At 69.2% G+C, this 11,426-nt stretch carries 15 protein-coding genes; 6 read left to right on the top strand and 9 right to left on the bottom strand.

Translation table 11 applies throughout. The features are described from left to right. The coding region (locus tag AC08ON_RS08745; protein ID WP_476616762.1) for a DUF1003 domain-containing protein at positions 1 to 418 on the bottom strand (418 nt) is incomplete at its 3' end. 587 nt (positions 419 to 1,005) lie between these two features. Next, positions 1,006 to 1,566, bottom strand: coding sequence for a GNAT family N-acetyltransferase (locus AC08ON_RS08740; protein ID WP_476607160.1), 561 nt, complete (start codon positions 1,564 to 1,566; stop codon positions 1,006 to 1,008). 267 nt (positions 1,567 to 1,833) lie between these two features. Between AC08ON_RS08740 and AC08ON_RS08735 the strand changes: the two genes are divergently transcribed. Next, the gene (locus AC08ON_RS08735) at positions 1,834 to 2,409 is read left to right on the top strand and encodes a hypothetical protein (protein WP_476607159.1); all 576 of its coding nucleotides are present in this window, start codon (positions 1,834 to 1,836) and stop codon (positions 2,407 to 2,409) included. 136 nt (positions 2,410 to 2,545) lie between these two features. Here the strand turns inward: AC08ON_RS08735 and AC08ON_RS08730 are convergent, their stop codons facing one another. Next, the gene (locus tag AC08ON_RS08730) at positions 2,546 to 2,779 is read right to left on the bottom strand and encodes a DUF5615 family PIN-like protein (protein ID WP_476607158.1); all 234 of its coding nucleotides are present in this window, start codon (positions 2,777 to 2,779) and stop codon (positions 2,546 to 2,548) included. A gap of 5 nt (positions 2,780 to 2,784) precedes the next feature. Next, positions 2,785 to 3,015 carry a DUF433 domain-containing protein gene (locus AC08ON_RS08725; protein WP_476607157.1) on the bottom strand — a complete coding sequence of 77 codons (231 nt, stop codon included), beginning with the start codon at positions 3,013 to 3,015 and terminating at the stop codon, positions 2,785 to 2,787. 174 nt (positions 3,016 to 3,189) lie between these two features. Between AC08ON_RS08725 and AC08ON_RS08720 the strand changes: the two genes are divergently transcribed. From AC08ON_RS08720 to AC08ON_RS08705, 4 genes are all read left to right on the top strand, one after another. Next, positions 3,190 to 3,267 carry a hypothetical protein gene (locus AC08ON_RS08720; protein ID WP_476607164.1) on the top strand — a complete coding sequence of 26 codons (78 nt, stop codon included), beginning with the start codon at positions 3,190 to 3,192 and terminating at the stop codon, positions 3,265 to 3,267. Between the two features lie 135 nt (positions 3,268 to 3,402). Continuing rightward, entirely contained in the window at positions 3,403 to 3,669 is a 267-nt protein-coding gene (locus tag AC08ON_RS08715) for a type II toxin-antitoxin system HicB family antitoxin (protein ID WP_011435123.1), read from the top strand. After that, positions 3,666 to 3,893 carry a type II toxin-antitoxin system HicA family toxin gene (locus AC08ON_RS08710; RefSeq protein WP_476607156.1) on the top strand — a complete coding sequence of 76 codons (228 nt, stop codon included), beginning with the start codon at positions 3,666 to 3,668 and terminating at the stop codon, positions 3,891 to 3,893. Before AC08ON_RS08715 ends, AC08ON_RS08710 begins: the two co-directional genes overlap by 4 nt. Before the next feature lie 33 nt (positions 3,894 to 3,926). Further along, entirely contained in the window at positions 3,927 to 4,202 is a 276-nt protein-coding gene (locus tag AC08ON_RS08705; RefSeq protein WP_011435128.1) for an SCO4848 family membrane protein, read from the top strand. A 254-nt stretch (positions 4,203 to 4,456) separates the two neighbouring features. Here AC08ON_RS08705 and AC08ON_RS08700 read toward each other — a convergent pair whose 3' ends face one another. Next, on the bottom strand, positions 4,457 to 5,221 hold the full coding sequence (locus tag AC08ON_RS08700; RefSeq protein ID WP_011435129.1) for an SDR family NAD(P)-dependent oxidoreductase: 765 nt from the start codon (positions 5,219 to 5,221) through the stop codon (positions 4,457 to 4,459). A 366-nt stretch (positions 5,222 to 5,587) separates the two neighbouring features. Between AC08ON_RS08700 and AC08ON_RS08695 the strand changes: the two genes are divergently transcribed. Beyond that, positions 5,588 to 7,783, top strand: coding sequence for a DEAD/DEAH box helicase (locus AC08ON_RS08695; protein WP_476607163.1), 2,196 nt, complete (start codon positions 5,588 to 5,590; stop codon positions 7,781 to 7,783). Positions 7,784 to 7,800: 17 nt separating this feature from the next. On the opposite strand, the gene AC08ON_RS08690 is transcribed toward AC08ON_RS08695, so the two are convergent. The 4 genes from AC08ON_RS08690 to sdhC are packed head-to-tail and all read right to left on the bottom strand — an operon-like array spanning position 7,801 to position 11,164. Further along, complete coding sequence (locus tag AC08ON_RS08690; protein ID WP_011435131.1) at positions 7,801 to 8,499, bottom strand: succinate dehydrogenase iron-sulfur subunit; 699 nt, start codon at positions 8,497 to 8,499, stop codon at positions 7,801 to 7,803. Further along, on the bottom strand, positions 8,499 to 10,259 hold the full coding sequence (gene sdhA / locus AC08ON_RS08685; protein ID WP_476607155.1) for a succinate dehydrogenase flavoprotein subunit: 1,761 nt from the start codon (positions 10,257 to 10,259) through the stop codon (positions 8,499 to 8,501). The genes AC08ON_RS08690 and sdhA overlap by 1 nt, the downstream gene beginning before the upstream one ends. A 48-nt stretch (positions 10,260 to 10,307) precedes the next feature. Continuing rightward, a complete protein-coding gene (locus tag AC08ON_RS08680; RefSeq protein WP_476607154.1) occupies positions 10,308 to 10,769 on the bottom strand; it encodes a succinate dehydrogenase hydrophobic membrane anchor subunit in 462 nt (153 codons plus the stop codon). Next, positions 10,769 to 11,164, bottom strand: a complete 396-nt coding sequence (gene sdhC / locus AC08ON_RS08675; protein WP_011435134.1) for a succinate dehydrogenase, cytochrome b556 subunit — start codon at positions 11,162 to 11,164, stop codon at positions 10,769 to 10,771. Before sdhC ends, AC08ON_RS08680 begins: the two co-directional genes overlap by 1 nt. Between the last annotated feature and the right edge of the window lie 262 nt (positions 11,165 to 11,426).

Below are 11,426 nucleotides of genomic sequence, written 5' to 3'. Positions count from 1 at the left end.
GCGCGGCGATCTCACGCGCGAGAAACTCGGTGTCTTCCCGCATACGTACAGCGACCGCCCGATCCTCGGCCAGCGAGGCACGGTCACGGTCGTCCTGTCGGTTCTGGGCGAGCAGGATCAACGGCGCCGCGTAGGCGGCCTGAGTCGAGAAGGCCAGGTTCAGCAGGATGAAAGGGTAGGGATCCCACCGCAGCAGCGGTAGCGCGATGTTCAAGGCTATCCAGACGATCACGATACAGGTCTGAATGGCGAGGTAGCGCCCGGTTCCCAGGAACCGGGCGATGGCCTCCGCGAAGCGACTGACCGATTCCCGGTCCATGCCCCGGGGGATCAGTGTGACCCGGCCGGAGGCGGGCAGGTCGAGACGCTCGGTGCAGGCACCACGACGTCCCGCGGTCCGCGATGTTGAGATGCTCATGGAAGGTCCCCCTCCGCGCGCCCCAGCCACTGCCGGACAGCTGCGAGCGCGCATTCCTCGAGCAGGCCGCGGGCGGCATCGCCACGGCGACCTCTGGTCGATACGACTTCGATCGACCGCACCTGCTTGTGCACTGCTCGCGGCCCACGCGACTGCCGACCCGGACGGATCAGGGAAGCCCGGCCGGGACAGGATGGCTCCGTGCTACCGGCACGAACCGGTCGGGCCGGGAGAGCGGCGACCATCGTCTCCGAGGCGGAGACGCCGTCGCCGACGGCACGGCCGCACCGGACAGGAGGGCCGTGCGTCCGAACAGGCCGGACTTCCGAACAGTGCCCCGGGCGTCGTCTACCCGGGTTCCGTGGACGCGGGCCGGGCGCGACGGTGCGCGCTCATCGGCCCGGGATTCAGTGCTGGCTGACGTCCACGAGCAGGAAGCGGCCTTTACTGGAGCACCCGCCAGGACTCACAGCGGCCACCTCCTCGTGTTGGTTCTCCGTAGAGGATTTTTCGGGGGCTTGTCAAGGATAACCGCCGGAGCTGTTCCCTAACCCACCGGGGCACCCGTGATACCGGTCGCGGTGACGTCACCCGAAGCGGGGACTGTCAGCGGGCGGCGGGGGCCGGGCGGGATACAGCGGCAGCAGCATCGGAACGAAGACCTTGACGGTCGGATCGTCGGTGACGGGTTTCGGCCCGCCCAGGACGAGGAATCCGTGGCGGGCGTAGAGGCGCCGCGCCGGACGGTTCCCGGGGACCACCCAGAGCTTCACCGCCTCCGCGCCCGCCTGGCGGGCCCAGTCGATCGCGGTGGCCAGGAGGGTGTCGGCGGCTCCGGTGCCCCGCGCCTCGGGAGCGACCCACATGGCGCCGAGTTCCCGTAACCAGGGACGGCCCACCGGGGTGAAGCCCTGCACCATCCCGGCGGCCTCGCCAGCCACGGCGACGATGGCCACCAGATCGGCGGACGAGTCGGCCCCGGCGCGGGCGCGGGCGTCCCACTCCTCGGCGGGCAGCGCGCTCGCCTCGGCCAGGGTCTGCCAGAACGCCGAAGGAGCATCGGCGAGCGCGGCAAGACGCAGCCTTCGCAACAGCATTCCCTCGTCTGGTCCGATCCGGCGCCACCGGATGTCGTCGGCCCCCAGCACCGCTTCCTCCCTCCCGCCGTCTTGCCTGTCTTGCCCGCCGACCTTGCCCGCCGACCTTGCCCTCCTCGCGGATCCCTTGCGCATCCTCCGTGTCAGTGCCGCCCGTGACCAGACCGTCGGCCGGGAGAGGTCGGTGTTGTGCGGGACAGGCCGGTGTTGCGCGTAATCGGTCCGGCCTTTACCGCAAAGTGCTCCCGGGCAGCGAGGGAAGCGCGGATACTGATCAAAGCGGCGGGACGGCGGAGGAGTCGCGCGAGATGATCTATCGTGGGTAGGCCCGTCTCGTTGATCGTGCGGCATGACGGGCCTTCGTGGTCGGCCTGGTCCCCGCAGTGCCCGGGGCTGGCGATGGCCCAGCCGTCCGCCGCGGAGCTGCGGGCCGCGTTGCCCGACGTCTTCGCGTGGTACTTCGGTGAGGCCACCGAGATCGATGCGCAGATCCACGTCGAGCGGAGGCTGTGCGGTGGCGTCGCCGTCCGGATCGCCCAGGATGCGCAACTGTGGGAACGTCAGCTGGTCGCCGACCGGCTGGGCGAGGCCTTGGCCGCCGGGGACCAGGCTGCGCGGCTGCGTGCGGCCCCGGGCAACGCGGCCGGCGAGGTGATCTATGTCTGCGCGCTGCAGTCGGACCGCGTCTCCTGGCTGACGGGCCAGCTGGAGGATGAGAACGACGCGGTCGTGGCCACCCTCCCGGTGGCCGAGACGATGCTGTGGACCATGCGGTTCGGAGCGGCCCGCAGCGGGGCCGGGGAATCGGTCCAGCCGCCCGCCTACCGTCCCGACACGACGTTCAGCGAGGTGATGCAGACCTTCGCCGGGCCGCTCCAGCACCTGCGGGCGTGAGCCGCGGGACGTCGAAGGCCATGGTCGTCGGATCGTGGTTCTTCGTCGGCCGGCCCCTCCGGGCCGGGTTGTCCGATCGACCTCGCAGCGCGACTGTCCGTGCCGTGGTCGCGATTCCCGCTGGGTGTGTCTTGCTTTACCAACTATGACGGAGCACGGAAGGGCCGTAGAGTCCGGTCCGGGCGAGGATGCCGCCGAAGTCGGTGTCGGCTGAGATCAGAATCCTTCGCTCGTCTCGCGCGAAGCCGAGGACGGTGGTGTCGTCGGCCGCGCCGAGTCTGACGTCTCGAACATGGAGAACGTCGTGCCCAGCCTCGCGCAGGCCGGTCGCGAGAGTGTTCGACAGGTTGTTGTCGAGCAGGAAGCGCACGTTGGTCAGGCTGGGACGATCAGCGGAAGCTGCTGCTCGCGGACGGCTTCGGCGGCGAAGCGGAGTGCCTCGCGGATGTCGTCCATGTCAAGGTCCGGCAGTTCGGTGATGACCTCGGTGGCGGACGTGCCGTCCGCGATCATTCCGACGACCGTTGCTACCGGGATGCGCAACCCACGGATGCAGGGGACCCCGCCCATCTGTGCCGGGTTCACTGTGATGCGGGTGAAGTGCACGGGCCACCTCCTCTCGCGCTTCAGCATACGGTGATCATGGTGGTCTTGAGGTGGTGGCCATGAGACAGGTCACGAGATCGCGGCAGCGTGGTGCTCGTGGGTTGTGTTCAGCTACACGCTGTGTGACGGGTCTCGGTCGGCTCGTCCGCGTGGCGCGGGTGCGAAGCTGGAGGGGTGACCCTCTCAAAGCGTGCGTCCTGGTTCTTGATCGTGGTGGGTGTGTGGACGTGGGCGATCTGGCCGAATTTGTAGAGCATTCATTTATGACCTAGGTATTCCAGCGAGTCGGGGGTGGCCTCGTGCCTCTCGTGTGTACTCGGGCCGTTGGAGATGGCTTCTGCTCGTATGGTCGACAGGGGACTGGTTGATCATGTCGAGGAGGTGGCGGTGAGCGCTTCGCCAGGTGTGGCAGGGACGGCTAGGCTGATCTCCATGGAGCGAGCGGCGCGGCTGACGGCTGTCGTCACGCACGAGGGTGACTGGTATGTGGCGCGGGCTTTGGAGGTCGAGGTGACCAGCCAGGGAGCCAGCGTCGAGGAGTCGCTGGCGAATCTTCGCGAGGCGCTGGAGCTGTACTTCGAGGACCAGCCGTTCCCCGTGACCGCCGCGGACGGTCCCATCGTCGCTCCGCTGGACATCCGCCTGTCGGCGTGACACCCGCGCTGCCTCGGATCTCCGGGGCGAAGGTGGTGAAGGCTCTGGGGCGTGCCGGCTTCGAGGAGGTCGCTACTCGTGGCTCGCACTGCAAGCTGCGGCACAAGGAGAGCGCTCGGGTTGTGATCGTGCCGCTCCACCGGGAGCTGGCGACGGGCACTCTCGCCTCTGTTCTGCGCCAGGCGCGCATCGAGGCGGAGGAGCTTAGGATGTTGCTCACCTGAGCCCGACGGGATCCCGGGTGCGAAGCTGGAGGGGTGACCCTCTCAAAGCGTGCGTCCTGGTTCTTGATCGCAGTCGGCGTCTGGACGTGGGCCATCTGGCCAAATTTCCTGCGGAACGTGTGGAAGGATGATCGTTCCTGGGACGACGGCCCGACTGGCTTCTTCACGGTCCACCTGGTCCTGACTGTCGCTTCCCTCGCCATCGGCTCCGTCGTCGGCTGGCTGGGCATCCGCGGCGCACGCGCCGTCCGCCATGGCGATACCGGTGATGATGCCTCATCCAGGCGGCTGATCAATTCGGGTCGTTGACATGCCGAAAGCGGCGGTAGTCTTCGAAACCGCTCCGTGTCATGATCGGCTCTACGCCGTGTGATTCTCCTGGCGTTGGGAAACAGGGGCCGACCTGCGCGGGTGCTTCGCGTTGATCGTCGTGTGTGGTCGCACCGAGTCCCAATTGGGTGATTGAGCGCGTGGGCCCACTCCGGGGCGCGGAGCGGCGCATCCCGGAAAATCCGGGACACGCCCGACCAGTCCGGCGCCAGGGGTTCCCGCGCGACGCGGTGTCAGCCGACCTGCTCGGTGGGCCGCATGAGCAGTTCGTTGATCGCGACCCGCCGCGGCCGGGTGACGATGTAGGCGACGGCGTCCGCGATGTCCTCGGACTGCATCGGCTCGATGTCGGCGATGCGGCGCATGACGATATTCCGGATCTCCTCGCGGATATGGGACCTCAGCTCGGTCTCGACGGAGCCCGGTTCGACCACCGAGACGCGCACGTGCCGGGCGGTGACCTCTTGGCGCAGCGACTCGGTGAACGCGTTCACCCCGAACTTGGTGAGGTTGTAGATGCCGGCGCCCATGGTGGCGTGCCGTCCCGCCACCGAGCTGATGTTCACCAGGTCCGCGACCTGGCGGGGGCCGCCGTCCGCGGCAGTGAGCAGATGCGGCAGCGCCGCATGGGTGACGTACAGCAGGCCCTGCAGGTTCAGGGCCACCATCCGGTCCCACTCCTCGGTCGGCGCGTCGAGGATCGGCCCGGGCAGCATGATACCGGCGTTGTTGACGACGGTATCGAGCCGGCCGAGCTCCGCCACGGTGCGCTTCACCGCGTCGGCGGCCTGGGCCTGGTCGGTGATGTCCAGCGGGAGGGGGAGGGCGGTGCCGCCGGCGCCGGTGATGTCGGCGGCGAGGCGCTCGAGCCGGTCGCCGCGCCGCGCGACCAGCGCCATCGCGGCGCCGTGCCGGGCCAGCTCGCGGGCGGTCGCCTCACCGATGCCGCTGCTCGCACCGGTCACCAGGGCAACGGTGCCGTCCAGCCGTTCGCTCATGTGTACGCACTCCTGAGTCGTGGGCGAGTCGCCGGGTCAGTCAGCGTGGTCAGGCGCCCTACCTGGAGCGGCTGGAAGGGGGTGCCGCGGCTGGCCGCACGAACCGGTGGAACCCGGCGACAGGCACTGTCCGGTCATGCCGGGCGAAGCCTACCGTGATCGGGTATCTGCCGAGCCGTCACGGTGACTCCGTCCCGCTGTGACCTGGGACGATCCGATCTTGTCGGTGGCATCGGGTAGACACCTCTCATGGCAGCAGACGAGACGACCTCCGCGCTTCCGGGGGCTTCCGGCCCGGCGTCGCCGGTCGCGCATGCCCCGGATCGGGCGGAGGCCTGGCCGGGCCCGATGTTCCCGGCGGGCCCGATGTTCCCGGCGGGCCTGGCGGACCCGGGGCCCGGTGGGCTGCGGGAGCGCGCGGAGGAGCTGCTGCGGGCGCTTGCCGGGCCGGCCGCGGCGCTGCGCGAGGACCAGTGGCAGGCCATCGACGCGCTCGTGACCCACCGGCGCCGGGTGCTGCTCGTCCAGCGCACCGGTTGGGGCAAGTCGGCGGTGTACTTCCTCGCCACGGCACTGCTCCGCGGCGCAGCGGGACGCGCTGCTCCGACGGTGATCGTCTCCCCGTTGCTCGCGCTCATCCGCAACCAGGCGGCGGCCGCGGCGAGGCTGGGCATCCGCGCCGGCGAGATTCACTCCGGCAACGTGACCGAGTGGGACGAGGTCTACGCGGCGTTGCGGTCGGGCGAGCTCGACGTGCTGCTCGTCGGGCCGGAGCGGCTGAACAATCCGACCTTCCGGGACGACTACCTGCCCGAGCTCGCCGCCACCACCGGGTTGCTCGTCATCGACGAGGCGCACTGCATCTCCGACTGGGGGCACGACTTCCGGCCCGACTACCGGCGGCTGCGCACCCTCGTCGCCGGGCTGCGTCCGCGGGTCCCGGTGCTGGCCACGACGGCCACCGCCAACACCCGCGTGGTCGAGGACGTCAGTGAGCAGCTCGGAACCTCCGCTCCCGCCGGCCCGGCGTCCGCCGGGACGTTGGTGCTACGCGGGAGTCTCGATCGGGAGAGCCTGCGGCTCGCGGTCGTGTCGCTGCCGCAGGCCGAGCACCGGTTCGGCTGGCTCGCCGACCATCTCGGCGAGCTGCCCGGATCGGGGATCGTCTACACGCTGACGAAGGCGGCGGCGGAGGAGCTGACCATCTTTCTGCGCGGTCAGGGTCATGCCGTCGCCACCTATCACGGTGGCATCGAGGCGGCCGAGCGCATCGTCGCCGAGGAGGATCTGCTCGCGAACCGGGTCAAGGCGCTGATCGCCACCAGCGCGCTCGGAATGGGCTTCGACAAGCCGGACCTCGGCTTCGTCGTCCACCTCGGAGCTCCGTCGTCGCCGATCTCCTACTACCAGCAGATCGGCCGGGCCGGCCGGGCGCTCGACACGGCCGAGGTCGTGCTCCTCCCGGCGGCTGAGGACCGGGACATCTGGCGCTACTTCGCGGACACCTCTTTTCCGCCGGAGCACGTCGTCCGCCGGGTGCTCGGAGTGCTCGCGGGCGCCGATCGGCCGCTGTCGACCCAGGCGTTGCTCGCGTCCGTCGACCTCGGTCCCAGCCGACTCGACCAGATGCTGAAGGTCCTCGACACCGACGGGACGGTCCGGCGAGTCAGGGGCGGCTGGGTGAGTACCGGTGAGCCCTGGTCGTACGACGAGGAGCGTTACCGGCGTGTCGCCGCGGCGCGGTCTCGGGAGCAGCAGGCGATGCTCGACTACATCGTGACGACCGGCTGCCGGATGGAGTTCCTGCGCCGGCAGCTCGACGATCCCCACGCGGCGGCCTGCCGGCGGTGTGACCGGTGCACCGGTCGGTCGTGGTCGTCCGCGGTCTCGGAGTCCTCGCGGACGCGGGCCCGGGATGAGCTGCACCGGGCGGGCGTCCCGGTCGAACCGCGGCGGATGTGGCCGACTGGGATGGGCCGGCTCGGGGTCGACCTGGCCGGGCGTATCCCGGCGTCGGCCGCTGCCGAGCCCGGGCGGGCGCTTGCCCGACTCAGCGATGTGGGCTGGGGCAACCGGCTGCGCCCGATGTTCACGTCTGCCACCCTCGCTGTGCCCGGCTCCGCTATGCCCGGCGCCCTCGACGGCCCGCTTCCCGGTGATCTCGTCGAGGCGGTGGTCGCAACGCTCGCCGGTTGGGGATGGCAGCGGCGGCCGGTGGCCGTCGTGTCGATCGCGTCCCGCAGCCGGCCCCGGCTCATCGCGAGCCTCGCCGAGCGCATTTCCACCATCGGACGCCTGCCGCTGCTGGGGCAGCTCGACCGGGTCGCCGGCGGGCCGCACACCGGGCAGGTGCACAACAGCGCGCACCGGCTCGCCGGCCTGTGGGATGCGTTCACGGTCTCCCCGGCCCTTGCCGCCGCCCTGGGCGAGCTCGGCGGCCCGGTGCTGCTCGTCGATGATCGGATCGTCACCGGCTGGACGATGACGGTCGCCGCTCGCCTGCTCCGGCAGGCCGGAGCGCCGTCGGTGCTGCCGTTCGCGCTCGCGGTGGACACCGCATGACCGGCCGGGAGGAAGGCTCAGACGCGGCGGAACAACAGCGCCCGCTTGACTTCCTGGATGGCCTTGGTCACCTGGATGCCGCGTGGACAGGCGTCGGTGCAGTTGAAGGTGGTCCGGCAACGCCAGACCCCCTCGCGTTCGTTGAGGATCTCCAGGCGCTCGTCGGTACCGGAGTCACGGCTGTCGAAGATGAACCGGTGGGCCGCGACGATCGCCTGCGGGCCGAAGTAGTCGCCGTCGGTCCAGAACACCGGGCACGCGGTGGTGCACGCCGCGCACATGATGCACTTGGTCGTGTCGTCGAAGCGGGCCCGGTCCTCGGTGGACTGCAGTCGCTCGCGGGTCGGCTCGTGGTCGTCCGTGATCAGGTAGGGCTTCACTGCCCGGAACGCGTCGAAGAACGGTTCCATGTCGACGATGAGGTCCTTCTCCACCGGCAGACCTTTGATCGGTTCGATGGTGATCTCCGAGCCGAGGTCCTTCACCAGCACCTTGCAGGCGAGGCGGTTGGCGCCGTTGACCCGCATCGCATCCGAGCCGCACACCCCGTGCGCGCAGGACCGGCGGAAGGCGAGCGTCCCGTCGAGGTTCCACTTGACCCACATGATTGCGTCGAGCAGCCGGTCGCTCGGATCGAACGGCACCTGGTAGCTCTCCCAGTGCGCCTCGTCGACCGTCTCCGGGTCGTAGCGACGGATCTTGAGGGTGACTGTCATCAGTACTTGCGCTCCATCGGCTGGTAGCGGGTCATGACAACCGGCTTGTAGTCCAGGCGGATCTCCGCCTCCGGCGAGGCGGCCACCAGCGGCCCCGACCGGTAGGCCATCGTGTGGCGCATGAAGTTGACGTCGTCCCGGTTCGGGTAGTCCTCACGGAAGTGGCCGCCGCGGGACTCGTTGCGGGCCAGCGCCCCGACGACCAGGACCTCGGCGAGGTCCAGCAGGAAGCCGAGCTCCACCGCTTCGAGTAGTTCGGTGTTGTAGCGACGCCCCCGGTCGGACACGCCCACCCGCTGGTAACGCGTCTTGAGGCCGGAGATGTCGCTCAGTGCCTGCTTGAGCGTCGCCTCCGTCCGGTACACCGAGGCCTTGACGTCCATCGACTCCTGTAGTTCGCGCCGGATCGCGGCCGCGTTCTCGGTTCCGGCGCCCGCGCGCAGGCGCCCGAGCAGGTCCTCGACGAACGACGCCGGGTTCTCCGGGAGGTCGACGTGCTGTGCGTTCGCGTTCGCGTTCGCGTACGCGGCGGCGGCGATGCCAGCCCGCCGGCCGAATACGTTGATGTCGAGCAGCGAGTTGGTGCCCAGCCGGTTCGCGCCATGCACGGACACGCACGCCACCTCGCCGGCCGCGTACAGACCGGGCACGACCGTGTCGTTGTCCGCGAGCACCTGCGCGTCCACGTTGGTCGGGATGCCGCCCATCGCGTAGTGCGCCGTCGGCTGGATCGGGATCGGGTCGTTGTACGGTTCGATGCCGAGATAGGTCCGAGCGAACTCGGTGATGTCGGGCAGCTTTGCGTCGAGGTGCTCCGGCGGCAGGTGGGTGAGGTCAAGGTAGACGTGGTCGGCGTCCGGGCCGCAGCCGCGGCCGGCACGGATCTCGGTGTAGATGGCGCGAGCCACCATGTCGCGTGGCGCAAGGTCCTTGATGGTCGGGGCGTAGCGCTCCATGAAGCGTTCGCCGTCCTTGTTGCGTAGGATTCCGCCCTCGCCGCGGGCACCCTCGGTGAGGAGAATCCCCATCTTCCAGATGCCGGTCGGATGAAACTGGAAGAACTCCATGTCCTCCAGCGGGATGCCCCGCCGGAACGCCAGACCCATTCCGTCACCGGTCAGCGTGTGCGCGTTGGAGGTGACCTTGAAGACCTTGCCGAAACCGCCGGTGGCGAACACCACCGACTTGGCCTGGAAGATGTGGATCTCTCCGGTCTTCAGCTCGTAGGCGACCACCCCGGCCGCCGCGCCCTTCTGTAGTAGCAGGTCGAGGACGTAGAACTCGTTGAAGAACTCGATGTCGTGCTTGACGCACTGCTGGTACAGTGTCTGCAGGATCATGTGCCCGGTGCGGTCCGCCGCGTAGCAGGAGCGGCGCACCGGGGCCTTGCCGTGGTCGCGGGTATGGCCGCCGAACCGGCGCTGGTCGATGCGACCCTCGGGCGTCCGGTTGAACGGCAGCCCCATCTTCTCCAGGTCGAGGACAGCGTCGATGGCCTCCTTCGCCATGATTTCCGCGGCATCCTGGTCGACCAGGTAGTCACCGCCCTTGATCGTGTCGAAGGTGTGCCACTCCCAGTTGTCCTCCTCGACGTTGGCCAGGGCGGCACACATGCCGCCCTGCGCCGCGCCGGTGTGCGAGCGGGTGGGATAGAGCTTGGTGAGCACGGCGGTCCGGCAGCGGGTGCCCGCCTCGATGGCGGCACGCATGCCGGCTCCACCCGCACCGACGATGACTGCGTCGTACCTGTGGACCTGCACGCCTACCTCCATCCGTCCGATGCTGGGGTCACGGGATCACCGGCGCGTTCAGATGTCGGGATCGAAGGTGAAGATGACGAGGGTGCCGAGGGCGACGACCAGGAACGCCGAGGTATAGAGCAGCGTCTTCAGCCAGAACCGGGTCTGGGGCCGCCCGGCGTAGTCGTTGATGATCGTGCGCAGGCCGTTGGTGCCGTGCAGCTCCGCCAGGAGCAGCATCACCAGGTCCCAGGTGCGCCAGAACGGTGACGCCCAGCGGCCGGCGACGAACCCGAAGTTCACCCGCTGCACCCCGTCGTCGAGGATGTTCATGATGAACAGGTGACCGAGTACCAGAAAGAACAACAGCAGGCCGCTGACCCGCATGAATACCCAGGCGTAGAGCTCGAAGTTGGTGCGCGCCTTGGCGCTGCCCGGCTTCCCCCGTCGGCGGGAGAGCCCGGGGGTGCGGGGCGCGACGAGCTCCGGCGCGCGCGGGCCCGCCGGGCCACCGGGGGGAGCGGTCGTCATCAGGTCGTGCTCCCGAACAACGTCTCGAAGGTGTGCAGCAGCATTCGGGAGGCGGCGGCAACCAGCAGCACGACGAAGATGACGAGCTCGACGTACAGCATCTGCTTCTGGTATCTCGGGCCGGACTCCCAGAAGTCGATCAACATGATCCGGATGCCGTTGAGGGCGTGGTACAGCACCGCCGCGACCAGGCCGACCTCGAGCAGGTTGACGATCGGGCTCTTGTAGACCTCGATCACCTCGTTGTACGACGTGGGGGAGACCCGGACGAGAGCGGTGTCGAGCACGTGGGCGAAGAGGAAGAAGAAGACCAGGACACCGGTGATCCGGTGGGCCACCCAGGACCACATACCCTCTCGACCGCGGTACAGCGTGCCCGCTGGTGCCTTCGGCAATGAAAGCTCCTCCGGATCGGCCCAGCCGATGGGCCGGAAAGGTCATGTCTGGGGGCGCTCTGGCGACCCGACACATCGTCGAGACGATGGCGCATCTCACCCAGATGCTAGTGCCGGGCCTGGTGGAGGGCATGTTCGGGCCGGGCGCGTCCGGGTGAACTCGGCCACAGGCGGCACTGGGACGCCCCCCGGTTCCGGTGCCGGCCCGCTCCCCGAGCCATCCCTCGACCGGGTCGTCAGGGAACGAAGGTGGTGGTTCCGG

The sequence above is a fragment of the Frankia sp. CoWAU3 genome, assembly GCF_977971855.1.
The sequence above is the reverse complement of the archived record's forward strand: the minus strand, read 5'-3'. Positions and strand labels throughout refer to the sequence as shown.